Source organism: Pseudofrankia sp. EUN1h, from assembly GCF_001854645.1.
Taxonomy (GTDB): domain Bacteria; phylum Actinomycetota; class Actinomycetes; order Frankiales; family Frankiaceae; genus Pseudofrankia; species Pseudofrankia saprophytica.
This window is the reverse complement of record NZ_MBLN01000045.1, coordinates 244,808-270,786: the sequence shown is the minus strand read 5'-3', so window position 1 is coordinate 270,786 and position 25,979 is coordinate 244,808. Positions and strand designations below refer to the sequence as shown.

The following is a 25,979-nucleotide window of genomic DNA, read 5'->3' as shown; positions in this document are numbered from 1 at the left end:
AAGGACAACCGCCATGGTCAAGCTGCGCAGCACGCGRCAGGACCGGACGCTGCTGATCGCGGTGTGGGTCCTCACCGTCATCGTGCTCGTTCTCGGTGGGCTCTCCAGGAGCCCGATCCTGCTGGTGTGGGGAACGGTCGGGCTGCTGGCCGCGATCTACCTCACCCGCGTCCATTTCCGCGACACCCGCCCGGGGCGCCCGGGGCCGGACGCCGGCTCCGGCGGCACGCCGGGTCCGGGCCCTGGCGAGAGCGAGGACGAGGCGCCCGGCCAGCCGGCCGACGCCGCCACCGCGGTCAAGACCGACACATCAGACGTCGAGGAGTCCAGGTGAGTACCCCGGCCGCCGTCATTGCCACCCCGTCCTACGAGGACGCGTTCGCCCGCTACGAGCCGGTGATCGGCCTGGAGACGCACGTCGAGCTCGGCACCGCGTCGAAGATGTTCTGCGGCTGCGCGACCGGCTTCGGCGCGCCGCCGAACAGTCAGGTCTGCCCGGTCTGCCTCGGCCTGCCCGGGGCCCTACCGGTGATCAACGAGGCGGCGGTCCGGTTCGCCGTGATGATCGGGCTGGCGCTGAACTGCCAGATCGCCGGCTGGTCCCGTTTCGCCCGGAAGAACTACTTCTACCCGGACATGCCGAAGAACTTTCAGACCAGCCAGTATGACGAGCCGTTGTGCGTGAACGGGTGGCTGGCGGTCGAGGTCGACGGCGAGTTGCACCGGGTCGGCATCACCCGGGTGCATATGGAGGAGGACACCGGCAAGTCGCTGCACGTCGGCGGCGCGACCGGGCGCATCCACGGGGCGACCCACTCGCTGGTCGACTACAACCGGGCGGGCATCCCGCTCGTCGAGATCGTCACGGAACCGGACGTGCGCTCGCCCGAGGTGGCCCGCGCCTACGTCGAGGAGCTGCGCGAGCTGTGTCGCGCGCTCGCCGTGTCCGACGTCCGGATGGAGCAGGGCTCGCTGCGCTGCGACGCGAACGTGTCGCTGCGCCTTCGGGTCGGCCCGGGCGAGGCGGAGAAGCCGTTCGGGACCCGCAGCGAGACGAAGAACCTCAACTCGCTGCGTTCCGTCGAGCGTGCCATCCGCTCCGAGATCGTCCGGCAGGCCGGACGGCTCGACGCCGGGGAGCGGATCATCCAGGAGACCCGCCACTTCGACGAGGCCTCCGGGCGCACGTCGTCGGGCCGGTCGAAGGAGGAGGCGACCGACTACCGGTACTTCCCCGAGCCCGACCTGGCCCCGGTGGCCCTGTCCCGGGAGTACGTCGAGGCGGTCCGCGCCTCGCTGCCGGAGATGCCTTCGCAGCGGCGCGCGCGGCTCATCGCCGAGCATGGCTTCTCCGAGCGCGACCTGGTGGACCTGCGCAACGCCGGCGCGCTCGACCTCGTCGAGCAGACGATCGCCGCCGGCGCGTCGGCCCCGGCCGCCCGCAAGTGGTGGCTCAACGAGCTGGCCCGGCGCGCGGCCGACTCCGGCGTCACCCCGGCCGAGCTCGCGATCCAGCCGGTGCAGGTGGCTCGCGTCATCGAGCTGATCGCCGAGGGAAGCCTCACCGACGCGCTCGCCCGCAAGGTGATCGACGGGGTGCTCGCCGGCGAGGGCGACCCGGACCAGGTCGTCGCCGCCCGCGGCCTCGCGGTCGTCACGGACGACTCGGCGCTGTCCGCCGCCGTCGACACGGCGATCGCGACCGCTCCCGACATCGCCGACAAGGTCCGCGCCGGCAAGCTCAACGCCGTCGGCCCGCTCGTCGGCGCCGTCATGAAGGCGATGAAGGGCCAGGCCGACGCCGCCACCATCCGTTCCCTCCTCCTGGAACGCCTCGGCGCCGCCTGACCGACGACATCGTGGTGGATGGGCGCGTCCATGGACGCTCCCATCCACCACACTTCCCACTACCGCCGTGGGACCGCGTTGGATGGGCGAGCCTATGGGCTCGCTGAGCCGCCACGGTCCGCCGGACCGCGGGGTCGCCGCGCTGCCGCTGAGGGCGTCCGGTATGGGAGCATGGAGCCCGATGGCCGCCTCGACCGGGACGCTGTACGCCACCAGCGATCTCCATGTCCGATACCCGGACAACCGGGCCGTCGTCGAGGCGATGCGTCCGACCGGGGACGACGACTGGCTGCTCGTGGTCGGTGACGTCGCGGACTTCGTGGACGAGATCCGCTGGGCGCTCGCGCTGCTCGCGAGCAGGTTCGCCCGGGTGGTCTGGGTGCCCGGCAACCACGAGCTGTGGACGCCCAAGCGCGACCCGGTCCAGCTGCGCGGGGTCGCCCGCTACTGGCACCTCGTCGACATCTGCCGCGAGCTGGGCGTGCTCACCCCCGAGGACCCGTACCCGGTCTGGGACGGTCCCGGCGGGCCGGTGGTCATCGCGCCGATGTTCCTGCTCTACGACTACACGTTCCGCCCCGCGGGCACGTCGACGAAGGCCGAGGCGCTCGCCTACGCCCACTCCACCGGCGTGGTCTGCTCCGACGAGTTCCTGCTGCACCCCGACCCGTTCCCGACCCTGGACGACTGGTGCCGGACCCGGGTCGCGCAGACCGAGAAGCGGCTGGCCGAGCTCCCGGCGGACGGCCCGCCGACCGTGCTGGTCAACCACTTCCCGCTGGTCCGGGAGCCGACCAGGGTGCTGCGCTACCCCGAGTTCGCCCAGTGGTGCGGCACCGAGCTGACCGCCGACTGGCACCTGCGCTTCCGCGCCGCCGCGGTCGTCTACGGCCACCTGCACATCCCCCGCACCACGGTGTACGACGGCGTCCGCTTCGAGGAGGTCTCCCTCGGCTACCCCCGCGAGTGGACCCGCCGCCCCGCCCACTACCAGCGCCCCCCGCTACGCCGGATCCTGCCCGCCGAACCCGCCGCGCCCTGATCTCAGCCGGGGGTGTCGGCGGGCGCGCCGGCGGGCGCGGAGCTCGCGGTGGTGGACGGGGCGGGCAGGTTGCCGTCGAGGGCGTTGAGGAAGGCGGCGGCGACGGGAGCGGCGGACTCGGCGCCGAAGCCGCCGTTCTCGATGAGGACCGCGAAGGCGACCGGGCCGCGGTAGCCGACGAACCAGGCGTGCGTCGGCGGCGGGTTGCCGTCGATGTACTCGGCGGTGCCGGTCTTGCCGAAGACCTCACCGGGGAACGGCACGCCCGCCGCGGTCCCGTCGGTGACCACCGCCCGCATGAACGCGCGCAGGTCCGGGAGGATCTTCGGCGGTAGCTGGTTCGTCCGGGTGGGGCCGCCGACCACGAACGGCGCGCGCCAGGCGCCGCTGGCCACGGCGGCGGCGACGCTCGCCATCTGCAGCGGGGAGGCAGCCACCCGGCCCTGGCCGATCGACGCGGACGCCGTCTCCACAACGTCCTTCGGCGTCGGGAAGAGACCGCCGACGCTCGCGATCGGCAGCGGCGGGTTTCCGTCGAAGCCGTACAGGCGGGCGGCCCGGGCCAGCGCGTCCGGCGGCAGCGAGCCGGCCAGATTGATGAAGGCGGTGTTGCAGCTGCGCGCGAACGCGTCGCGCAGCGTCAGCGGCCCGAACTTCTCGTTCTCGGCGTTGGAGAAGCTGCGCCCTCCGGCGGAGGCCGTCGCGGAGCAGTCCAGCATGGTGTTCCGATCGCGGCCGCTCATCAGTGCCGCGGTCGCTGTCACGATCTTGAAGGTGGAGCCGGGCGGGTAGGTGCCGCGCAGCGCCCGTCCGTAGCCGTTGAGGGGATGGTTCGCCAGGGCCAGGACGCCGCCGGTGCGGACGTCGATCGCCACCAGCGCGCCCGCCGGCCACCGCGAGGTCGCCAGCGCCTGTTCCGCCGCCCGCTGCACCCCGAGGTCGACGGTGGTGCGGATCTTCTCGCCGGCGGCCATCGTCCAGCTGTACGGCGTCGCCACGACGGCGCCCCGCGCGTCGCGCAGCACGACCTGGCCGCCGCTCGCCGCGAGCCGGTTGTCGTAGGCCCGCTGCAGGCCGCTTGGCGGGGACACCTGGCCGATCAGGTTGCCCGCGAGTTCCGGATCCGTCGCCAGCGGCTGGCCGGCGCGGTCGAGGAGCTCGCCGCGCCGCGCCGTCGACCCGGTGCGGTCGAAGTGCAGGCCCGGCGCGAGCTGGGGGTGTACGGAACCGAGCAGTGCCCGCACCTTCCACCCGTCGGTGGCCTTCGTCAGCGTCAGCTTGCCGGAGTACGGCCAGGGCGCGGGCTCACCCGCGAGGTGAAGGGTCGCCGTGTACGGGACGGTCGCGGTGGTGGCGTCGCGGTGGGCGTCGCCGAGGGCGAACGCCGCGTCGGTCAGCCGCAGCCGGTCGCGCATGTCGGCCATCGCCGCGATGAGCGTGGGAACGTCGACGTCGCCCGGGACGGTCACTGCGGTGATCCCGGCCTGGCCCGCACCCGCACCCGCGCCTGCACCAGCGCCGGCACCCCCGCCGCCACCCCCACCAGCACCCCCGCCGGCACCCCCACCAGCACCGGCACCGGTGCCCTGGCGGCCACGCGTGGCGGCGTCGCTGGGCAGGGCCGTTCCGGGGGCGGCCGCGGCGGGCAGGACGAGCGCGGCGGGCGCCACCGAGGTGGTCGGCCCGGCGGGTGGGGTTGGCGAGATCGGCACGCCGCCGCCTCCCACGGCCGGCGTCACGGACGGGGGAGTGGCGTCGTCGATCGAGCGCCAGGCCGCGAGATAGGCCAGGGCGGTCGCCCGGACGGCCCGGTCGGCCGCCGCATGGTCCCGCTGGACCTTCCAGAGGTAGCCGCCGCCGGCCCCGGCGCCGAGCAGGACGACCAGGGCCGCCGCGAGAGCGGCCCCGCGGCGCGACCCGCGGCGCCGACGGCCTGGCATGGCCGTGAAACCGCCTGGAGTCAGTGGCACGGCGCCACCCCCCGATCCTCACGACGGTCCGTGTCTAGGACAATTCCCCGGGTGTCTTCACCGGGGTTCCGACCGCCGTACCTTACGCTGCGTAGCCATCCTCCGCTCGTTGTGCTCGGCTCGGGTGGTAGGCGCCGCAGCAGGGGCGTGGGATGCGCGAAGTTGATTACTTAAGGTGATGATCGCCGGGTAGGTCGAGGTACCCGGGGGGAGCCGGACCGGTGGCCGGCGGGACCAGGAGTGTGGCCGGCGAGACCGGACGCGTGGCCGGTGGGCGTCAGGCCGGTGTGGCGACGGCGCCGAGCTGGTCGATCAGTGACGTCAGCCCGGGGAGCTGCGCGGTGCAGGCGAGCGTCTTCACGCCCTTGTCCCAGGCGGCGGCATTGGGCTCCAGCGCGCCGGAGACCGGGGAGGCGCCCGGCTGCGCGTGCCCGGAGACCGGGGAGCGCCCCGGTGACACGTGGCTCACGTAGTTGTTGAACGCGTCGCCACAGCTGGACTGCACCAGGCTGTCAAGATTRCTCTCACCTGGCCATACGCCGGGCAGGTTCCCACTCAGGTCGACCAGTTTGATGACTTCGACCCGATGCGGCTGGCCACAGCGCACGACCTTGGCGCTCTCGGCCCCCGCGGCGCTTGCCGGGTCCCAGTTCACGCAGTCGCCCACGCGCAGCGACGACAGGAGCGCCGGCGGGACGAGCACTCCACCGGCGGTGTGCGGCGCCAACGGCGCGGAGGCGGTGGGGTTCATGACCGTGCTACCCGAGGCCGCGCCGGCCGTCGTGGCCGCCCGGTTGCTGTGCCGCAGCGCGACGACGATGCTGATCACTCCGGCGAGCACGGCGAGGAAGGCGACGACGCGGGCGGCCCTGCGGCGACGGAAACCCGGCCGCGGCGCCCAGACCATCCGGTGCATGCCAGCCGGCAGCCGGCGGTTGGCCGGTACGACCTGGCAACGCCCTGGATCCCGGCGGTCGACCGACCGGCCGCGCTCGGCCGCGGACGGCTCGATGAACCGGGCAGCCCGGACGAAACCATCATCCAGATGCAGGTTCTCGAAGGGATCCCGGTGCTCCGCGGGCTCCCGCTCCGGCGACGCCATGGGAGCAACGGTAAACCCGCGCCGGCCCATCACGATGGTCTTTCCCTCAACGACTGTACAGACCACAACGAATGCCCCATGGTCGCCGGCTGCCGGCGCGCGCGCGATGGGCTGATCGGCCTCGGGAATCGACGCCCGGTAATAGAGTGACCACGTGTAGTGCCGTTCCGGCGCGGGCCATATTCACCCACGGCGCGAGACGGAACTGTCGTCGGTGCCAACGGCCCCCCAACGTCTTCCCCACCGGTTTCGCGCCCGTCCAGGTCGTTCTCGGATCTGCGAGCGCGAGCGGCAGCGACCCGGCGGGGGAGCGGCGGGGAAGCGGCGGGCGGTGCTAGCGGCCGACGGTGACGCTGACGGCGCGAGCGTAGGGCGCGCCGATGATCCTCGCGATCTCCTGCAGGATGTCGGCGGGGACGGCGTCGTCCAGGGACAGCGACATCAGTGCCTGCCCACCCGCCTCCACGCGGCTGACCTGTGCGTTCGCGATGTTGATACTCGCGTCGCCCAGCAGCTCGCCGATGGCGCCGACGATGCCCGGCCGGTCCTCGTACCGGAAGAACGCCAGGTGGGCCTCCGGCCGCAGGTCCACCTCGAACCCGTCGATCGCGGTGATCTTCTCGACCTGCCGGGTGCCGACCAGCGTCCCCGCGACCGAGACCACGGTGCCGTCGGGCAGCGCGCCGCGCAGCGTCACCAGGTTGCGGTAGTCGGGACTCTCGCGGTGGGTCTCGAGCGCGACCTCGACATGGCGCTCCTTGGCGAGCAGCGGAGCGTTCACGTAGGTGACCTGCTCCTCGACGACGTCGGCGAACACCCCCTTGAGGGCGGCCAGCTGCAGCACGGAGACGTCGAACTCGGTGATCTCGCCGCGGACCTCGACGGTCAGGTTCGACGGCAGGCCGCCGGCGATGCCGGTGAACACCTGGCCGAGCTTCTCCGCCAGCGACAGGCCGGGCCGGACCTCCTCGGCGACCACGCCACCGGCCTGGACGTTGACCGCGTCCGGCACGAACTCGCCCTGCAGCGCCAGGCGCACCGAGCGGGCGACCGCGAGGCCCGCCTTCTCCTGTGCCTCGTTTGTCGACGCCCCCAGGTGCGGGGTGACGACGACGTTCTCCAGGCCGAACAGCGGCGAGGCGGTGGTCGGCTCCTTGAGGAAGACGTCGACGCCGACGCCGCCGACCTGTTTCGAGCGCACCGCCTCGGCGAGCGCCCGCTCGTCGACCAGGCCGCCCCGGGCCGCGTTGATGACGATCACGCCCCGCTTGGTCCTCGTCAGCTCGTCCGCGCCGATGAGCCCGAGGGTCTCCGGGGTCTTCGGCAGGTGAATCGTGATCACGTCGCTGATCCGCAGCAGCTCGTCGAGGTCGACGAGGCGAACACCCATCTGCGCGGCTCTGGCCGGCGCGAGGTAGGGGTCGTACGCGACCAGCTGCATGCCGAACGCCGCCAGCCGCTGCGCGACCAGCTGCCCGATCCGGCCGAGGCCGACGACGCCGGCGACCTTCTCGGTCAACTCGACACCGGTGTACTTCGAGCGCTTCCACTCGCCGTTCTGCAGGGACTTGTCGGCCGCTGGCACCCGGCGGGCGACGGCGAGCAGCAGCGCGATCGCGTGCTCGGCGGCGCTGACGATGTTCGACAGCGGCGCGTTGACGACCATGACGCCCCGGGTCGTCGCCGAGGGGATGTCGACGTTGTCCAGGCCGATGCCCGCGCGGGCGACGACCTTGAGCCTGGGCGCGGCGGCCAGCGCCTCGGCGTCGATCTTCGTCGCAGACCGGATGATCACCGCGTCCACGTCGGCGAGCGCGGGCAGCAGCACCGACCGGTCGGCGCCGTCCACGTGGCGGACCTCGAAGTCCCCGGACAGTACCTCCAGCCCGGCCGGCGAAAGCTCCTCGGCAACGAGTACGACGGGCACTGGGATCTCCTCATCGAGAGCACAGAGATGCGGCTCGGCCACCGCCCCGGGCGACATGGGCACGCATCCCCGGCCGCCAGAGCCTACCGGGCGATCAGTGTGACGCTCGTCTCATAAACACGGCCCGTTTGGTGACGGTTGGTCAACCGTCACCAAACGGGCCGTGAATGCGACCGGCACCTCGGGTCACCGCCGCCCGGAGCTGGCGGCGCCGCGACCCGAGCGACCTGGTCGGAAGGCTCCTACCTGGAGATCCAGGACATCATCGAGCGGAGCTTGGAACCGACCTTCTCGATCTGGTGGGTCTTGCCGTCCTCGACGAGCTTGGTGAAGTTCGGGCGGCCCGCGTCGTCCTCGGCGACCCACTCGCGCGCGAAGGTGCCGTCCTGGATCTCGTCGAGGATCTTGCGCATCTCACCCTTGACCGCCGGAGTGACCACCCGCGGGCCGCGGGTGACGTCGCCGTACTCGGCGGTGTCGGAGATCGAGTAGCGCATCTGGGAGATGCCGCCCTCGTACATGAGGTCGACGATGAGCTTGAGCTCGTGCAGGCACTCGAAGTAGGCGATCTCCGGCTGGTAACCGGCCTCGACGAGGGTCTCGAACCCGGCCTGGACCAGTGCGGACGCGCCGCCGCAGAGCACCGCCTGCTCGCCGAACAGGTCGGTCTCGGTCTCCTCGGTGAAGGTGGTGCGCAGCGTGCCGGCGCGGGTGCCGCCGATGCCCTTGGCGTAGGCGAGCGCGGTCGCCAGGGCCTTGCCGGTCGCGTCGGTCTCGACCGCGACGAGGCAGGGGACGCCCTTGCCCTCCTGGAACACCCGGCGGACCAGGTGGCCCGGGCCCTTGGGGGCGATCATGAAGACGTCGACGCCCTCGGGCGGGGTGATCAGGTTGTAGCGGATGTTGAAGCCGTGACCGAAGGCCAGCGCGTCGCCCGCCTTGAGGTTGGGCAGGATCGACTCGGCGTAGATCTTGCGGTGCGCCGTGTCGGGCGCGAGGATCATGATGATGTCCGCCTCGGCGGCGGCCTCGAACGGGGTGACGACCCGCAGGCCCTCCTCCTCGGCCTTCGCGCGGCTCTTGCTGGTCTCCGGCAGGCCGACGCGGACGTCGACGCCCGAGTCCCGCAGGTTCAGCGCGTGCGCGTGGCCCTGGCTGCCGTACCCGATGATCGCGACCTTGCGCTCGGCGAGGTCCTCCAGGTTGGCGTCGTCGTCGTAGTAGATCTCGACCATCGTGCGCGATCTCCTCGTTGCGTGTTCGTGGTACCGGTGCACGTGCTGCGCACGCGCGCGGATTGGCGTTTCCAGAGCCGGACGACCGGCGACCGGCATGATCGCAGACCCAGGGCTGGTGGGTCGGGAGGCGCCGCCCAGGCGTCGCCTAGGCGGTTCTCTCCAGGGCGCGCAGGCTGCGGTCGGTGATCGAGCGGGAGCCGCGGCCGAGCGCGACCATGCCGGACTGGACCAGCTCCTTGATCCCGAACGGCTCCAGGACCCGGACCAGCGCGTCCAGCTTGTCATGGGTGCCGGTCGCCTCGATGGTGACGGCATCGGAGGCCACGTCGACGACCTTGGCCCGGAACAGGCCGATGAGCTCGAGCACCTGCGAGCGGGCGGACGCGTCGGCGCGCACCTTGACGAGCAGCAGCTCGCGCTGGACCGAGACGTCGGGGTCCATCTCGACGATCTTCAGCACGTTGACGAGCTTGTTGAGCTGCTTGGTGACCTGCTCCAGCGGCAGCTCGTCGACGGCGACGACGATCGTCATTCGGGAGACGTCGCTGTGCTCGGTCGGCCCGACGGCCAGCGACTCGATGTTGAAACCGCGCCGGGAGAACAGACTGGCCACCCTGGCCAGGACTCCGGGCTTGTTCTCGACGAGAACGGACAGCGTGTGGTGGCTGGTCACGGCGTCTGCGCCTTTCGAACCGAACGAGCGAAGGAGGGGCACCTGCGGCGCACTAGAGGTTCACTTCGGCGTCGCCGCTGTAGTCGAAGTCGGGAGCGAGGTCACGGGCGACCTTGATCTCGTCGTTGCTCGAGCCGGCGGCGACCATCGGCCACACCATCGCGTCGGGGTGGACGACGAAGTCGATGACCACCGGCGCGTCGTCGATCGCCATCGCCTTCTCGATCGTGCTGTCGACGTCGGCGGCCGTCTCGCAGCGCAGCCCGACGCAGCCGAGCGCCTCGGCGAGCCGGACGAAGTCCGGGACCCGCTTCGCGCCGGTGCGGGAGCTGGTCGGGTGGGTGCCGAGGTTGGTGTTCGAGTAGCGCTGGTCGTAGAACAGCGTCTGCCACTGGCGGACCATGCCGAGCGCCCCGTTGTTGATGACGGCGACCTTGATCGGGATGCCCTCCAGCGCGCAGGTCGCGAGCTCCTGGTTGGTCATCTGGAAGCAGCCGTCGCCGTCGATAGCCCAGACGGTCGTGTCGGGGCGGCCGACCTTGGCGCCCATCGCCGCCGGCACGGCGTAGCCCATCGTCCCGGCGCCGCCGGAGTTCAGGAACGTGTACGGGTTCTCGTACGAGATGAACTGCGCCGCCCACATCTGGTGCTGGCCGACGCCGGCGGTGTAGACGGCGTCCGGGCCGGCGATCTGCCCGATCCGCTGGATGACGTACTGCGGCGCGAGCGAGCCGTCCGCGGGCTCCGTGTAACCGAGCGGGTAGGTCCCGCGCCACCTGTTCAGCTGCTCCCACCAGCCGCCCAGGTCGGAGCGGGTCTCGGCCTGCAGCGCGCCGATCAGGTCGGCGATGACCTCCCGGCAGTCGCCCACGATCGGCACGTCGGCGGCCCGGTTCTTGCCGATCTCGGCCGGGTCGATGTCGGCGTGGATGATCTGCGCGTGCGGCGCGAACGTCGACAGCTTGCCGGTGACCCGGTCGTCGAACCGGGTGCCCAGCGCGATCAGCAGGTCCGCCTTCTGCAGCGCGGTGACGGCCGCCACCGAGCCGTGCATGCCGGGCATGCCCAGGTGCAGGTGGTGCGAGTCGGGGAAGGCGCCCCGTGCCATCAGCGTGGTGACCACCGGGATGCCGGTCAGCTCCGCGAGGATGCGCAGCTCCGCGGCGGCGCGGGACCTGAGCACGCCGCCACCGACGTAGAGCACAGGCCGGCGTGACGAGCTGATCATCTTGGCCGCCTCGCGCACCTGCTTGGCGTGCGGGCGGGTCACCGGCCGGTAGCCGGGCAGGTCGAGCGCCGGCGGCCACACCTCGTGCGGCAGCACCGACGTGAGCGACTGCATGACGTCCTTCGGCAGGTCGACGAGCACGGGGCCCGGCCGGCCGGTGGATGCCAGGTGGAACGCCTCGGCGATCGTGCGCGGGATGTCGTCGGCGGACTGGACCAGGAAGTTGTGCTTCGTGATCGGCATCGTGATGCCGCAGATGTCCGCCTCCTGGAAGGCGTCCGTCCCGATCGAGGCGCGGGCGACCTGGCCGGTGATGGCGACGATCGGCACCGAGTCCATGTAGGCGTCGGCGATCGGGGTCACCAGGTTCGTCGCTCCGGGGCCCGAGGTGGCCATGCAGACGCCGACCTTGCCCGTCGCCTGCGCGTAGCCCTCCGCCGCGTGCCCGGCGCCCTGCTCGTGACGGACGAGGATGTGCCGGACCCGCGTCGAGTCGTACAGCGGGTCGTAGGCGGGCAGGATCGCGCCGCCCGGGATGCCAAAGACAACGTCGGCCCCGACCGCTTCCAGGGAATGGACGAGCGACTGGGCTCCGGTGATCTCTCTAGTCATCTGCCGTCTTCCTTGACGTTGGCCGGGGGTGAGCTCAGTCCTTGATGTCACTGCGGGCACTAAAAAGCCCCTCGTGCCAAGGGCACTGAGGGGCTGCGTACGAGTCTGTCCCAGGCTGGCTGGGGCGATCGACTACGCACGCTCTCCGCGTACAAGAAGGCTCAGACGCACCCGCCTACCTTGGCTGACGATCCCGGTGCGAGTCAAGCCCTTCGCKGGTCGATTGTGTTCTGGGACCTGGGCCACACCGCGCCCGCTCAGCTGCCCCGTGACTGGTCTGCCCGATAGCCGACTACCTGGACTAGCTGGACGAGGTCCGCGGCTGGGGTACTGTGTTGGCGCCATGTGTGCCTCGCTTCCTGCCTCGCCGCTGTCGCCGCTCTCGCGGCCACGGCTGGCCGGCCTGCTCCTTAGCCGCCGCGGCGGGGCCTGACTTCCGGCTGGCTTCCCCGTCGCGGTGAATCTCGGGGCGCGTCTCCTATCGGCGGCACCGTCCCCGCGCGTCAGCACCCGGGTGACTCTCAAAGCTGAGAGTCCCGACAGGAAGCAGCTGCAGTGATCAACAATTCGCAGGCCAGCTCTGGCATGCCCATCGACAAGTACCGGCCGTTCCAGCCGGTGGCGCTGCCGGACCGGACGTGGCCGGACGCCCAGATCACCAAGGCGCCGCTGTGGTGCAGCGTCGATCTGCGTGACGGCAACCAGGCGCTGGTCGACCCGATGACGCCCGAACGCAAGCTGAAGATGTTCGAGCTGCTGGTAGGGATGGGCTACAAGGAGATCGAGGTCGGCTTCCCCGCGGCCAGCCAGACCGACTTTGACTTCATCCGCCAGCTGATCGAGAGCGACCTGATCCCGGACGACGTCACCATCCAGGTGCTGACGCAGGCCCGCGAGGAGCTGATCGAGCGGACCGTGCAGTCCCTGGTCGGCTCCAGCAAGGCGCTGCTGCACCTGTACAACTCGACATCCACCCTGCAGCGGCGAGTCGTCTTCGGCCAGGATCGCGCCGGGATCACGGAGATCGCCGTCCAGGGCGCCCGCTGGACCGTCCAGTACGCCGAGAAGCTGCTGGACGACCGCACCGACCTGCGCTGGCAGTACAGCCCCGAGTCGTTCACCGGCACCGAACTCGACTATGCCGTCGAGGTCTGCGAGGCCGTGATGGACGTGTGGGAGCCGACGGCGGACCGCCCGGTCGTGCTGAACCTGCCGGCCACCGTCGAGATGTCGACGCCGAACGTGTACGCCGACCAGATCGAGTGGATGGGTCGCAACCTGACCCGCCGCGACGCCGTGGTGCTGTCGCTGCACCCGCACAACGACCGTGGCTGCGCGGTCGCCGCCGCGGAGCAGGGCGTGCTGGCCGGCGCGGACCGGGTCGAGGGCTGCCTGTTCGGCAACGGCGAGCGGACCGGCAACGTCTGCCTGGTCACCCTGGGGATGAACCTGTTCTCCCAGGGCATCGATCCGATGATCGACTTCTCCGACATCGACGAAATCCGCCGGACCACCGAGTACTGCAACCAGCTGCCCGTCCACCCCCGCCACCCCTACGGCGGCGACCTCGTCTACACGGCCTTCTCCGGCTCCCACCAGGACGCCATCAAGAAGGGCCTCGAGGCGATGGATCGGACCGGGCAGCGGTTGTGGGAGGTGCCGTACCTGCCGATCGACCCGAAGGACGTCGGCCGCACCTACGAGGCGGTCATCCGGGTCAACAGCCAGTCCGGCAAGGGTGGCGTCGCCTACCTGCTGAAGTCCGAGCACGGACTGGACCTGCCGCGCCGGCTGCAGATCGAGTTCTCCCAGGTCGTCCAGCGGCACACCGACGGTGAGGGCGGCGAGGTCACCGCCGCCGCGCTGTGGGACATGTTCCGCGAGGAGTACTTCCTCGACTCCACCGCGGGTCACCCGGCGCTGGAGGTCGTCCGGTTCACGACGTCCGCCGGCGAGGGGGCGCGTGATGAGGTGAATGTCTCGGTCCGCCGGGACGGCGCCGAGGAGGTGCTGATCGGTACCGGCAACGGGCCGATCGACGCGTTCGTCGACGCGCTGTCGACCAGGGGCGTGACCGTCAGGGTGCACGACTACCACGAGCACGCGATCGGCGCCGGCGCCGACGCCCGCGCCGCCGCCTACCTGGAGGTCCAGGTGGAGGACGCCGACGGCGGCAGGGTGTTCTGGGGCGTCGGTGTCGACCCGAACATCGTCACCGCCTCGCTGCGCGCCGTCGTGAGCGCGGTCAACCGCGCGGCCCGCACCCGCGCCGCGACCTGATTTCGTGCGAACCGTGGTCGATGGTCTCCTTCGGAGAGGCGACCATCGACCACACTCCGTTATTCGATCATTGACTGTGGTCGGTGGTGATGTCCCCGGACACCATCATCGGCCACAGTCTGTGATGGAGCCAGGTTGGGCGCCGTCGGCCAGGTTGGGTGGGCCAGGAGGTCTCCTCGGGTGCCTGGTTTTGGGCGCCTGGCGGGCAGCTCAGCCGTGTGCGGTTGGACGCGTTTTGTAGCCAATCCTCTCGGGGCGGTGCGGGCCGTCGGTCCGACGCCCCGAGAGCGTCCGGTCGTCGGCGGATAGGCTGAACGGCCATGAAGCTTGCGGTTATCGGTGGCGACGGGATCGGCCCGGAGGTGGTCGCGGAGGGCCTGYGGGTCCTTCGGGCGGTGCACGACAAGGTGGAGACCACCGAGTACGACCTCGGTGCGCGCCGCTGGCGGGAGACCGGCGAGACACTGCCCGACTCGGTGCTCGGGGAGCTCCGCGGGCACGACGCGATCCTGCTCGGCGCCGTCGGCGATCCCGGTGTGCCCTCCGGCGTACTGGAGCGGGGTCTGCTGCTGCGCCTGCGGTTCGAGCTCGACCACCATGTCAACCTGCGCCCGGTGAAGTTGTACCCGGGGGTGACCTCGCCGTTGGCGGGCGACCCGACCATCGACATGGTCGTCGTCCGGGAGGGCACCGAGGGCCCATATGCCGGTGCCGGGGGCGTGCTGCGCAAGGGCACCCCACAGGAGATCGCGACCGAGGAGAGCATCAACACCCGGTTCGGCGTCGAGCGGGTGGTTCGGGACGCTTTCCGCCGTGCCCAGCGCCGCCCGCGGCGCAAGCTCACCCTCGTTCACAAGAACAACGTGCTCACGAAGGCCGGCGACCTGTGGTCGCGGACCGTGGCCGAGGTCGCGCCCGAGTTCCCCGAGATCAGCGTCGACTACCAGCACGCCGACGCGGCGAGCATGTTCTTCATCACCGATCCGGCTCGGTTCGATGTGATCGTCACCGACAACCTGTTCGGCGACATCATCACCGACATCGGAGCCGCGGTCACCGGCGGCATCGGGCTCGCGGCCAGCGGCAACCTCGACCCCTCCGGCGCGCACCCGAGCATGTTCGAGCCGGTTCACGGCAGCGCCCCGGACATCGCCGGCAAGGGCATCGCCGACCCGACAGCCACCGTGGCCTCGGTCGCCATGCTGCTCGACCATCTCGGCCTTACCGCCGAGGCGGCGCGCGTCGAGCAGGCGGTCGCCGGCTCGCTCGCGKCCCGTGCCACGGCTCCAGGCCACCGTTCGTCGACCCGCGAGGTCGGCGAGGACCTGGCCCAGCGCGCGACCTCCGCCTCGTAGCTCAGCCACGCCAGGCCATCCCAGGCCATCCCAGGCCATCCCAGGCGATCTCGGGCGATCTCGGGCGATCTCGGGCGATCCCAGGCCACGGACGTCTCCCCGCCGGCTCGCGACCCCTGCGGCCCCGGCGCGGAGACGATTCCGGAGTTGCCCGGAGCCCGGTGTCGAGCGTTCCTCGGCACCGGGCTGGGATCGATGGACGTCCGATATTCATGGCTACTCCTCACTCGGACGTCGAACGGCTATCCTCGATAGAGCCGTAGATCCGGTACGACGGCAGCCGACAGGGCCAGACCACGGCGAAGCTCGGCCCCGTGGCGGGTCACCCTGCTCGCTGACCATTAGTCAGCTTCCCGTGGCCCGCGATATTTGCCCGGGGGACACCTCCCCCGGGGATCCGCTGGCGCGGACCCCCGGGGATCCCGACCTCCGGACCCTTGAGTCGAGCTCCGCTCGACCGGCTTCCTATCGGTGCCCTGCTGAGGAGTACGCCTGTGGCCATCACGCCGACCTCGAAGATCTGGATGAACGGGGATCTCGTCGACTGGGACGACGCCCGCATCCACGTCCTGACCCCGACCCTTCACTACGGCTGGGGGGTGTTCGAGGGCATCCGGGCGTACGAGACCCCCCGAGGCACCGCGGTCTTCCGGCTGACCGACCACATCGCCCGGCTCTACCGCAGCGCCAAGATCTACATGATGGAGCCGGACTTCACCCGGGAGCAGTTCGTCCAGGCGACCAAGGACACCGTCGCGGCGAACAACATCCAGTCCTGCTACATCCGGCCGCTGATCTACCTCGGCTACGGCGAGATGGGCCTCAACCCGCTGCCGTCGAAGGTCGAGTCGATGATCGCCGTCTGGCCATGGGGGGCCTACCTGGGTGAGGAGGCGCTGGAGAAGGGCTGCCGCGTCATCATCTCCAGCTGGCGGCGCAACGACGTCAACATCACCCCGCCGGCCGCCAAGGCCACGGGCCAGTACCTCAACTCGTCGCTCGCGAAGGTCGCGGCCATCAAGGGCGGCTACGACGAGGCGATCCTCACCAGCCCGACCGGCCACATCGCCGACGGCTCCGGCGAGAACGTCTTCATCGTCGTCGGGCGGGCTCTCATCACCCCGCCGCTCACCGACGGCGCGCTCGGCGGTATCACCCGGGCCTCCGTCATGCAGATCGCCGCGGACCAGGGCTACGAGGTCGTCGAGAAGCACATCGTGCGTACCGACCTCTACCTGGCCGACGAGGCGTTCTTCACCGGCACGGCCGCCGAGATCGTCCCGATCGCCGAGGTCGACGACCGCGCGATCGGTACCGGTCGTCCCGGCCCGGTCACCCGCGAGATCGCCGAGATCTTCCACCAGGCCACCACGGGTCAGCTCGACCGCTACAAGGACTGGAACGAGTTCGTCGGCGAGTAACCGAGTACCTGACGGATTTCCGCGTGCCCCCGGCCAGGACTGGCCGGGGGCACGTCGCTTTGTGGCGGGTGCGCCGCCTGCACGGATGGCCAGGTCATGGCACCTCCGGGTAGGCGGCGCGGCCCTCGGCGCGGGTGCCGGCACGCGACGGCCGTCGTGCGCCGGGCGTGGTACGCGGCGCGCCGGGCGGAGGCGGGGGTCTGGTCAGATGGCGGATCGGACCTTACCTTGCCTGCATAGCCGATTTCACAAGCGCACAAGCGCCGTCCAGTCGGAGGTTCTCATGCGGGTTTCGGATGGAATGAGCGCGTTGGTGCTGATGATCGGGCCGGGGCACACGCTTCGGCAGGCGGCGCGGCTGATGGCCGGGCGCGGGGTCGGCGCGGCGGTCGTGCTGGATACCGATGGCGCGGGCTACGGCATCCTGACCGAGCGGGACCTCCTGCTGGCACTGGCCGAGGGCAAGGACGCGGACGTGGAGATCGCTGCCGACCACCTCACTCGTGACCTTGTGTTCGCGGATCCGGACTGGTCGCTCGATACAGCCGCGGACGCCATGCTCCGTGGCGGTTTTCGCCACCTGGTCGTTACCGAGGGTGGAACGGTGGCTGGAATCTTGTCGATGCGTGACGTTGTGCGTTGCTGGAATCAGCAGCGCGTTACCGCCTAGCGATGGCGGGCGTGGCCCCTGTTTGGCGCGAGGTTGGCGCATTTACGGCGCCGCACCCGTCAGAAACACGATTCGGGCGTGTTCTGCGTGATGTGGGCAGCAGGAGACAGGTGAAAGCCGCTAACGTCTCGCCCATGCTCGACGACGACGAGGCGGTCGCGCTGCTCCGGGCGACCACGCTGCTCAAGGAGCTCGACGAGGAGGACCTGCGGCGACTCGCTGCCCGCGCGGTGACGCGCCGGTACCGACGGGGCCAGGTTGTCTTCACYGAGGGGGAGCCCGCGGACACCCTGCTGGTGGTGGCCCAGGGCCGGCTGAAGGTGCTCACCAAGGCCGACGACGGCCGTGACCATGTGCTGAACATTCACGGCCCGCGGGAGACGATTGGCGAACTGAACATCGTCGAGCCGGGTACCCGGTCGGCGAGCGTCGAGGCGCTCGAGCCCAGTACCGCGCTCGTGCTCGACCGGACGGCTGTCTGGGAGCTCGTCAAGGAGCGCCCGGCGGTGGCCGAGCAGCTCATCCGGGCTCTGGTCGCGCATGTGCGCCGGCTCACCGGTGCCAACGCGGACCTGGTCTTCCTGGACCTTCCGCGCCGGGTCGCCAAACTGCTGCTGATGCGGACGCGTGAGGCCGGCCGGCCGGTCATCGAGCTGGGGCTCACCCAGACGGAGATCGCGTCGTTGCTCGGCGGTTCTCGTCAGTCGGTCAACCAGGCCCTGCGCGAGTTCGAGCGACGCACGTGGATCCTGTCCGAGGGTCAGACGATCACCATTCTCCAGCTGGACCGCCTGCGCCGCTTCGCTGGCGACTAGCTCCTCAGGCGCACGTTTCGGTGTCCCCCGCGCGAAGCCGGAGGCGAGGCGCGGGGTTCAGTCGCGCCCTCACCGAGATCGACGCTGTGGCATTCTGTGATGCTTCGATAGCCGAGGGTCACGTGACGTTCGGGTAATTTCTGCGTAGCAGACCGGCGCCGAGCTGGGCAGGTTAACGGGGGCGACCTGAGACACAGTCGCGGCGTGTCGTAGGTGTTACGTCGTAAGGTGGACACCCGGCGGTGAACCCGTCCTCGTCGCGCGTTCCGGCCACCCAACCCAGTGGGCCGGACGCGTGACGACCCGGGAGACGGCCACCGCCCGGAGCAGCCACGGCGGAGAGCCGGCTGATCGAGCCGGCCGCCTCGGTAGCCGGCGGCGCCGGCAGTTGGCGGCGCCTGCGGCCCGCGGACGAGCGTGCAGCCCGTTCTCACCCCGGYGGCGGCTCCCTGCCCCAGGGGATGACGCGGGTCCCGGACACGGGTACCAGCGGATGATCGCGGCCTCGGCCGGCGTGGTGGTCTTTCTTCGCCCTTCGGCGGTCATACGCTGGAATCAGGCCGAGGGACGCGCGATCAGGCCCGCCAGGCGCCCGTCCGAAGGCCTACGGGCGATCCGGCTGAAGAGCGCGCGACCCCGCGATTGGGCTGCGTACCCGAGGCCTGTAGCCGAGACACCGTGAGAGGCACAGCGTGCGGCCATACGACCCCGAGTCCCTGCACATCTACGACACGACTCTGCGGGACGGCACGCAGCAGGAGGGGCTCTCGCTCTCCGTCGCCGACAAGCTGGCGGTCGCCCGCCACCTCGACGACCTCGGTGTCGGCTTCATCGAGGGCGGCTGGCCCGGCTCCAATCCGAAGGACGCGGAGTTCTTCCGCCGCGCCCAGACCGAGCTGGCCCTGCACAACGCGAGGCTCACCGCCTTCGGCTCCACCCGGCGCGCCAGCAAGACGGCTGCCGACGACCCGCAGGTGGCCGCGCTGCGCGACGCGGGGACGCCGGTCGTGTGCCTGGTCGCCAAGTCCGACCGGCGGCACGTCGAGCGCGCACTGCGCACCACGCTCGCCGAGAACCTGGCCATGATCCGCGACACCGTCGTTCACCTCCGTGCCGAGGGCAAGCGGGTCTTCGTCGACGCGGAGCACTTCTTCGACGGCTACCGCGCCGACGAGGCCTACGCGCTGGAGGTGGTCCGCGCCGCGGCCGAGGCCGGCGCCGACGTCGTCGTCCTGTGTGACACCAATGGCGGCATGCTGCCGACCCAGATCGGCGAGACCGTGCGTGCCGTGATCGACGGGACCGGCGCGCGCCTCGGGATTCACTGCCACGACGACTCCGGCTGCGCCGTCGCGAACAGCCTGGTGGCCGTGCAGGCGGGCGTCACCCACGTCCAGGGCGCGGCGAACGGCTACGGCGAGCGCTGCGGCAACGCGAACCTGTTCACCGTCGTCGCCGGCCTGGAGACGAAGCTGTCGACGCCCGTGCTGCCGACCGGCCGGCTGCGGGAGCTGGTCCGCGTCTCGCACGCCATCGACGAGATCACCAACTCGACCCCCGACACGCACCGGCCCTACGTCGGCGCCAGCGCCTTCGCTCACAAGGGTGGCCTGCACGCCAGCGCCGTCAAGATCGATCCGGACATGTACCAGCACATCGACCCGGCCCAGGTCGGCAACGACATGCGGATGCTGGTCTCCGAGCTCGCGGGCCGGGCCACCATCGAGCTCAAGGGCCGGGAGCTCGGGCTGGACCTGTCCGGCGAGAAGGAGGCCCTCGGCCGGATCGTCGAGCTGGTCAAGGAGCGCGAGGCGAACGGCTTCTCCTACGAGGCCGCCGAGGCGAGCTTCGAGCTGGTGCTGCGCGACGAGGTGTACGGCGCGGAGCGCTTCTTCACGCTGGACAGCTGGCGGGTCATCGTCGAGCAGCGCGCGGACGGCGAGGTCGTGAGCGAGGCGACCGTGAAGCTCACCACCCGCGGCGAGCGGCACGTCTCCACCGCCGAGGGCAACGGACCGGTCAACGCGCTCGACAGGGCGCTGCGCGAGGCGCTCGCGAAGGCCTACCCGGGCCTCAAGGACGTCGACCTGACCGACTTCAAGGTGCGCATCCTCGACGGCCGGGACGGCTCCGGCGCCGTGACCCGAGTCCTGGTGGAGACCAGCGACGGCCAGTCGCGCTGGGACACCATCGGCGTCGACGAGAACATCATCGCGGCCTCCTGGCAGGCCCTGCAGGACGCCGTCACCTTCGGCCTGCGCCGCCAGGGCGAGATCCCGGATCCCGACGCCCACGCCTAGGAGGCGCCTGGGAGACGCATGGGAGATCGGTTCGAAGTCGCGGTCGCCTGGGGTTACGTTCCGTCCGTTCGTGGTTACGGACGGGACGCGGTGCGGAGGTCGCGATGTTCTTGCAGGTGATCCAGGGAAGGGTGCCGGACCGCGCGGCGATGCGGGCCCAGCACGAGCGATGGCTCGCCGACATTGGACCGGACGCGCCCGGCTGGCTGGGCTCGACGGCCGGCATCACCGAGGATGACCGGTTCATCTGCCTGAGCCGGTTCGCCTCGGTCGAAGCGCTGGCGAGGCTGTCGGCCCGCTCCGACCACCAGGAATGGTGGGCCAGGACGGAACGCCTCTTTCTGGGCCCGGTGGTCACCACCGAGTTCCTCGACGCGGTGCTGATGCTCGAGGGCGGCTCCGACGACGCGGGCTTCGTGCAGGTCATCCAGGGCCGGACCACCGACCCGGGCCGGCTGCGCTCCTTGGAGAAGGAGCTGCTGCGCTACCTCCCCGACGGTCGGCAGGACGTCGTGGGCGGTCTGACCGCTGTCGGCCCTGACGGCCGGTTCGTCCGGGTCTTCTACTTCAGCTCCGAGGAGCTGGCGCGGGCTGGCGAGCACGGCGAGCAACTCCCGGAGATCGACGAGATCCTCTTCGAGATGCGCGAGCTCACCGGCGAGCCGACGTACCACGACCTGCGCCACCCCTGGCTCGTCTCGCCGCCCCCGGCGCGCGCCGGGCGGGCCGCCGGGCGGTCGGCGGCCGAGGCGACCACCGAGCCTCGTGGGGACGCGCGGCGCGCGGCAGGGCAGCGCCGCTAGCCCCTTGGGGCTCACAGGGCCCCAAGGGTTCCCAAGGCATGTCTCCGGCTACCTCCTGACGCGACGGCGGGCTGGGTCACGCGCGCACCCCGTGCCCACGTGACCCAGCCCGCCGGTACCGCCCGCCCGGATTCCGCCGGGACCGGGAGGGGTCAGCCCTCCTCGGGGATCTCTTCCCACCACTGGCACCACCAGGGGCCGCCGACCAGGATCCGCAGCTTCGGGTGCCAGCAGTACGAGATGTCCTTGTCGGTGTCGAGGTAGTACAGGCAGTTGTCGCACCGCTCGTCGCGGTTCGGCTTGCCGCGCAGGATCGCGTCCTCCGCCAGGTGGCCGAGCTTGACGCTCAGCTCCTCGTCGATCGGCTTGGGCTCGGGCGCGCCAACGTCGTAGAGGGCCTCGGTCATGCCGCTCCTTCCGTCCGTTTCTGCTTGTCGGTTTCAGTTCGTCGGTGGACCCGCCGACGGTCCGCTGACCTAGGTCGTGTGGCCGGGTCTTCATACCCCCGGCCGCGGCGCACCGCCGGATCTGCTCCGAATTCTCTGCCACACCCGCGTCAGCCGGGCAGCCACCCGGCCCAGGTCCAGCTCACAGTGCCGAGCGTGGGCGGACCGACCTCGTCCCGTCGCAGGCCACCCACCGCGGCGACATGGTCCGGCGCCCGCTCCCGGGGCGTGATCAGCGGGCGATGACGGGGTTGGTGAGGGTGCCGACGCCGTCGACCGTGACGGCCACCGTCTGGCCGGGGCGCATCGGGCCTACGCCGGCGGGCGTGCCGGTGAGCAGGACGTCGCCGGGCAGCAGCGTCATCGCGGCCGACATGTAGGCGATCAGCCGCGGGATGGTGTGGACGAGGGCCGCGGTGGTGGAGTTCTGGCGGACCTCGCCGTCGAGGGTGGTGCGGATGCCGACGTTCGAAGGGTCGAGGTCGGTCTCGATCCACGGGCCCAACGGGCAGAAGCTGTCGTGCCCCTTCGCCCTGGTCCACTGGCCGTCGGTGCTCTGCTGCTCGCGCATCGTGACGTCGTTCGCGCAGGTGAATCCGAGTACGACCGACATCGCCCGCTCCTGCGGCACGTCCCGGCACAGCCGGCTGATGACGATCGCCAGTTCGCCCTCGTAGTCCATCCGGCTCGTCGGGTCGGGATGGATGATCGGGTCGCCTGGTCCTACGACGCTGGTGGATGGCTTGAGGAAGAGGATCGGGCGTTCGGGCGGGGCGTCGCCACCCATCTCCTTCACGTGGTCGGCGTAGTTCTTGCCGACCGCGAGGACCTTGCTCGGCAGCACGGGCGCCAGCAGCCGCACCTCACCAAGCGGCCAGCGGGCCCCGGTGAACGTGAAAGGCCCGAACGGGTGGGGCGTCAGGGCGGCCATGGTCGCCTCGCCGCGCTCGACCGAGCCCTCCACCACGCCGAAGGCCGGCTCCGAGCCGTCTGTAAACCTAGCGATACGCACCCAGCGACCGTATCGAGCCCATCCACCCGGTCCCCGTAGCCCACCCCCAGGCCATGCCGGAGCGGCCCTCGCCGGCTGGGTCCGATGTCCCGACCTGGGTCCCGACCACCCTCGCCGGATGCGGTACAGTAGGCCTCGCCCGCGAGGGCATCCCATGGGGTATGGGGTAATTGGCAGCCCAACGGATTCTGGTTCCGTTAGTCTAGGTTCGAGTCCTGGTACCCCAGCAGAACCCTGTTCGTCGGTCTTTGATCGACTTCCCGGGGTTTTGATGTCTGCCCAGGGGGGCGACCCCCTGGAACCCCCGTGTCAGGGGGCTTCGCCCCCCGACACCCCCCACTGGGGCCGGGGGATGGCCGCCCACTGGGGCGGGCGGATGTCGTGTATGGTGTGGGACGTCGCGGGGTGGAGACATACTGCGGCGAGCACGTGGTAGATGTTTTTCAAAGTTCTGGCCCCGTCGTCTAGTGGCCTAGGACGCCGCCCTCTCAAGGCGGTAGCGCCGGTTCGAATCCGGTCGGGGCTACGAGCTGGCTCGCGTTGTTCGATGACTTTGGTCATCTTCCCGTGAGCCGCGATTTTACTCTGGGGGCCACCCCCAGACCCCCAGTGTCTGGCTTCGCCAGACTCGGGGATTCATTTGGTAAGAGCGAAGCCCTTCAGATCACCTCGGTGATCTGAAGGGCTTCTTGCTGTTCGTGAAGGCTCCATGCTGCCTGCCTGAGCCGGGGAGGCTCAGGCAGAGCACCACTGGCTGTACTGCTACCTCTGCTACCTCTTCGCCCAGTCGGGTCAGCGGACGACGGTCAGGCGGGGGAGGAGCGCGGCGGCGGGGTGGCGGGCCATCGTGCAGGCGCGGCAGCGGCAGGAGGCGGGGCCGCCGTGGCCGTGGACGATCTCGATGATCTCGGCCTCGTCGATCTCGGCCTCGTCGACCCGCGGCGTGGTGGCGGGGGTCACGAGGCGCAGGCGCGGCCGCGCGGCCGGCTGCTCCTGGTGGACCGGCGTGAGCACGGGCGCGAGCGCCGGCACGGGCATCGGCGTCGGGACGGCCTCCGCGGTGCTCGGGCACGGGGCGACAGCGGCGGCTCGCCGGGACGACAGGCAGGCCGGGGCAGACGCGACGGTCAGAGCGACTGGGGGCACGGTGTCCTCCTCGTGGGCAACAACCTGGGTCCTGCGAGTTGAGCTTGTCCTGCCGACCGTGCGTGGGCCTGTAGGCCCGTACACCGCTGTTCGCGAAACCGGCGGGAGCGGGGGCTTCCCTTGCGGTGCCGCCGCGGACCACACTGTGTCGGTGGCCGGCTTGCGGCGCCATGCTCCGTCTAGCCTGTTCCGGGCTGGTCCTGAGTGCCTAGTCAAAAGTGGACACTGTCGCCATCACACACCACCCTTGACAACCATGGCGGCTACCGGTCGTCTCGGTAGAAACTTGCGCGGATGTCCGCCGCCGGTCCCCCCTTCGGAGAGCGGGCGCGCCGCCGGCATGAGCGGGCTCGCGCCGCGCGGACCAAACACGTCGGCGTCCGGTCCGAACGGGTAGGCGTGGAGCGTCGCCAGCGGGCCGAGAAGGCCAGCCAGACGGACCCGCGCATCAGGGCCGCCGGCGCCGGCTGGTGGGTCGCGAGCCTGGTGCCCCACGGCCACCGCCTGCCGTTCGAGGACTGGACCGCCCGCCACCGGCTGTTGAAGTGGATCCTCGCTCTGCACCTGCCGGCGATCGTCGGCTACGCGATCCTGCGCGACTTCAGCCTCACCCACGGCCTGGCGGCCGTGAGCCCGTCGCTGCTGCTGTTCTGCGCGGCCGCGCTGCCGGGCGCGCGCCGGGTGCGGGCGCTGGCGGCGAGCCTCGGCCTGCTGTGCTGCTCGGTGGTGCTCGTCCATCTCTCGGACGGGCTCGGCCCGATGTACTTCCACTTCTTCGTCGTCGTCGCGCTGATCGCGCTGTACGAGGACTGGTCCGTCTACGTGCTGGCGATCGGGTTCGTCTTCATCGCGAACCTGGTGCTGCGCTACCTGGTCACCGCCGGCTCGCTGACCGACGACGCCCGGCACAGCGCGCTGATGCTGGCCGCGATGCACGCCGCCTTCATCGTCGCCCTCGCCGGCGCCCAGGTCGTCTTCTGGCACTACAACCAGCAGGAGCGCCGCCGGACGGAGCGTTACCGCCACCAGCTCTACGAGGGCCAGCAGAGCCTGATGGCCCGGCTGGAGGAGACCGAGAAGATCCGCACCGACCTGGTCGCCACGGTCTCCCACGAGTTCCGGACGCCGCTGGCCGGCATCCGCGGCAACCTGCTGACGATCCGCCGGCGCCGCCACCGCATGTCCGAGGAGYAGCTCGACGTCCTGCTCGACTCGGCGCTGAACTCCTCCGAGCGGCTGTCCCGCCTGCTGGAGAACATGCTGACCGCGGCGACCGCCACCGGCATCGACGACAACACCGTCTCCGACCTGCCCGAGGTGGTCCGCGAGGCGCTCGGCAGCCTGCGCCACGCCTCCATGGCGGGCGCCGTGGCCGTCGACCTGCCCGAGCACCTGCCGGTGCGGATGTCACGCCAGGCGCTGCACCAGGTGGTCGCGAACCTGGTCGACAACGCGCTCGTGCACTCCTGGCCGGGAACCCCGGTCCGGCTCATCGCGGGCCGGGTCGGCGACGAGGTCGTACTGCGGGTCCGCAACCAGGGCCCCGACCTCGACAAGGAGACGATCCACCGGCTCTTCGAGCCGTTCACCCAGCGGGACGGCTCGGCGACCAGGCCGACCGACGGCGCGGGGATGGGCCTGTACGTGGTGCGCCGGCTGGTCGAGGTGCACGGCGGCCGGCTGCGGATGACGGCGGACGGCGGCGAGATCAACGTCGAGGTCGACATGTGGGCCGCCGAGCTGTCGCTGCCCACCAACGACCCGACCCACCTTCCCAACCTGCCCGACCTGCCCGGGCTGCGTCCCGACGGCCTCGGCCAGGACTACCCCCACGAGCCCGCGCTGGCGCCCACGCCGCCGCTGGCGAGCCCGCGACCGCCACTGGGTAGCCCGCGCCCAGCGCGCTGGGACTGGCCCTCCCACGGGCCTATCCCGGTCGACGTGCCCCGCCCCGGTCGCACCGCCCTGAGCGATGTCGACGGCGACGATCCTGGCCACTCCGCCCCGCGGCCGCGGCGCGCCGCGTCGTCCTGGCGGACCCCCGACGACTTCCCCCTGGACCGCTCGGGCTGACCTCGGCGGTTGCCGGCC

At 71.0% G+C, this 25,979-nt stretch carries 20 protein-coding genes and 2 tRNA genes; 13 read left to right on the top strand and 9 right to left on the bottom strand.

Annotation, left to right across the window (positions count from 1 at the left end; translation table 11 throughout):
• The first annotated feature begins 13 nt into the window (after positions 1-13).
• From BCD49_RS12195 to BCD49_RS12185, 3 genes are all read left to right on the top strand, one after another.
• A complete protein-coding gene (locus BCD49_RS12195) occupies positions 14-334 on the top strand; it encodes a hypothetical protein (protein WP_007516329.1) in 321 nt (106 codons plus the stop codon).
• Positions 331-1,848: an Asp-tRNA(Asn)/Glu-tRNA(Gln) amidotransferase subunit GatB gene (gatB, locus tag BCD49_RS12190; protein WP_007516330.1), complete on the top strand. Its 1,518-nt coding sequence runs from the start codon at positions 331-333 to the stop codon at positions 1,846-1,848. The genes BCD49_RS12195 and gatB overlap by 4 nt, the downstream gene beginning before the upstream one ends.
• Before the next feature lie 181 nt (positions 1,849-2,029).
• Positions 2,030-2,890 carry a metallophosphoesterase family protein gene (locus BCD49_RS12185; RefSeq protein ID WP_027141233.1) on the top strand — a complete coding sequence of 287 codons (861 nt, stop codon included), beginning with the start codon at positions 2,030-2,032 and terminating at the stop codon, positions 2,888-2,890.
• A gap of 2 nt (positions 2,891-2,892) precedes the next feature.
• Here BCD49_RS12185 and BCD49_RS12180 read toward each other — a convergent pair whose 3' ends face one another.
• The 6 genes from BCD49_RS12180 to BCD49_RS12155 form a co-directional block, all read right to left on the bottom strand.
• Entirely contained in the window at positions 2,893-4,830 is a 1,938-nt protein-coding gene (locus BCD49_RS12180) for a penicillin-binding transpeptidase domain-containing protein (RefSeq protein ID WP_007516332.1), read from the bottom strand.
• A gap of 307 nt (positions 4,831-5,137) precedes the next feature.
• Positions 5,138-5,962 carry a septum formation family protein gene (locus tag BCD49_RS12175; RefSeq protein WP_232794348.1) on the bottom strand — a complete coding sequence of 275 codons (825 nt, stop codon included), beginning with the start codon at positions 5,960-5,962 and terminating at the stop codon, positions 5,138-5,140.
• A gap of 334 nt (positions 5,963-6,296) precedes the next feature.
• Positions 6,297-7,889: a phosphoglycerate dehydrogenase gene (serA, locus tag BCD49_RS12170; RefSeq protein ID WP_007516334.1), complete on the bottom strand. Its 1,593-nt coding sequence runs from the start codon at positions 7,887-7,889 to the stop codon at positions 6,297-6,299.
• Between the two features lie 242 nt (positions 7,890-8,131).
• Positions 8,132-9,223: a ketol-acid reductoisomerase gene (gene ilvC / locus BCD49_RS12165; protein ID WP_269799872.1), complete on the bottom strand. Its 1,092-nt coding sequence runs from the start codon at positions 9,221-9,223 to the stop codon at positions 8,132-8,134.
• 49 nt (positions 9,224-9,272) lie between these two features.
• The gene (gene ilvN, locus BCD49_RS12160; protein ID WP_007516336.1) at positions 9,273-9,800 is read right to left on the bottom strand and encodes an acetolactate synthase small subunit; all 528 of its coding nucleotides are present in this window, start codon (positions 9,798-9,800) and stop codon (positions 9,273-9,275) included.
• 52 nt (positions 9,801-9,852) lie between these two features.
• A complete protein-coding gene (locus BCD49_RS12155; RefSeq protein ID WP_269799871.1) occupies positions 9,853-11,691 on the bottom strand; it encodes an acetolactate synthase large subunit in 1,839 nt (612 codons plus the stop codon).
• 534 nt (positions 11,692-12,225) lie between these two features.
• Between BCD49_RS12155 and leuA the strand changes: the two genes are divergently transcribed.
• From leuA to BCD49_RS12120, 7 genes are all read left to right on the top strand, one after another.
• Complete coding sequence (gene leuA, locus BCD49_RS12150) at positions 12,226-13,920, top strand: 2-isopropylmalate synthase (protein ID WP_035931100.1); 1,695 nt, start codon at positions 12,226-12,228, stop codon at positions 13,918-13,920.
• Positions 13,921-14,240: 320 nt separating this feature from the next.
• Positions 14,241-15,275, top strand: a complete 1,035-nt coding sequence (locus tag BCD49_RS12145; protein WP_071041488.1) for a 3-isopropylmalate dehydrogenase — start codon at positions 14,241-14,243, stop codon at positions 15,273-15,275.
• A gap of 494 nt (positions 15,276-15,769) precedes the next feature.
• Complete coding sequence (gene ilvE / locus BCD49_RS12140; RefSeq protein ID WP_007516340.1) at positions 15,770-16,696, top strand: branched-chain-amino-acid transaminase; 927 nt, start codon at positions 15,770-15,772, stop codon at positions 16,694-16,696.
• A 283-nt stretch (positions 16,697-16,979) separates the two neighbouring features.
• Positions 16,980-17,366, top strand: a complete 387-nt coding sequence (locus tag BCD49_RS12135) for a CBS domain-containing protein (RefSeq protein WP_007516341.1) — start codon at positions 16,980-16,982, stop codon at positions 17,364-17,366.
• A 110-nt stretch (positions 17,367-17,476) separates the two neighbouring features.
• Complete coding sequence (locus BCD49_RS12130) at positions 17,477-18,181, top strand: Crp/Fnr family transcriptional regulator (protein WP_007516342.1); 705 nt, start codon at positions 17,477-17,479, stop codon at positions 18,179-18,181.
• A gap of 692 nt (positions 18,182-18,873) precedes the next feature.
• Entirely contained in the window at positions 18,874-20,481 is a 1,608-nt protein-coding gene (gene cimA, locus BCD49_RS12125; protein ID WP_007516343.1) for a citramalate synthase, read from the top strand.
• Positions 20,482-20,585: 104 nt separating this feature from the next.
• On the top strand, positions 20,586-21,284 hold the full coding sequence (locus BCD49_RS12120; RefSeq protein ID WP_007516344.1) for a hypothetical protein: 699 nt from the start codon (positions 20,586-20,588) through the stop codon (positions 21,282-21,284).
• A gap of 152 nt (positions 21,285-21,436) precedes the next feature.
• On the opposite strand, the gene BCD49_RS12115 is transcribed toward BCD49_RS12120, so the two are convergent.
• Both BCD49_RS12115 and BCD49_RS12110 read right to left on the bottom strand, forming a co-directional pair.
• Positions 21,437-21,691 carry a hypothetical protein gene (locus BCD49_RS12115; protein ID WP_007516345.1) on the bottom strand — a complete coding sequence of 85 codons (255 nt, stop codon included), beginning with the start codon at positions 21,689-21,691 and terminating at the stop codon, positions 21,437-21,439.
• A gap of 271 nt (positions 21,692-21,962) precedes the next feature.
• Complete coding sequence (locus BCD49_RS12110) at positions 21,963-22,742, bottom strand: fumarylacetoacetate hydrolase family protein (protein WP_007516346.1); 780 nt, start codon at positions 22,740-22,742, stop codon at positions 21,963-21,965.
• Positions 22,743-22,897: 155 nt separating this feature from the next.
• On the opposite strand from BCD49_RS12110, the gene BCD49_RS12105 reads away from it, so the two are divergent.
• Positions 22,898-22,969: transfer RNA gene (locus tag BCD49_RS12105), tRNA-Gln, on the top strand.
• Positions 22,970-23,195: 226 nt separating this feature from the next.
• Positions 23,196-23,268: transfer RNA gene (locus tag BCD49_RS12100), tRNA-Glu, on the top strand.
• 266 nt (positions 23,269-23,534) lie between these two features.
• On the opposite strand, the gene BCD49_RS12095 is transcribed toward BCD49_RS12100, so the two are convergent.
• Complete coding sequence (locus tag BCD49_RS12095; RefSeq protein WP_007516347.1) at positions 23,535-23,888, bottom strand: hypothetical protein; 354 nt, start codon at positions 23,886-23,888, stop codon at positions 23,535-23,537.
• 294 nt (positions 23,889-24,182) lie between these two features.
• Between BCD49_RS12095 and BCD49_RS12090 the strand changes: the two genes are divergently transcribed.
• Complete coding sequence (locus tag BCD49_RS12090; protein WP_071041487.1) at positions 24,183-25,961, top strand: sensor histidine kinase; 1,779 nt, start codon at positions 24,183-24,185, stop codon at positions 25,959-25,961.
• Positions 25,962-25,979: the final 18 nt, after the last annotated feature.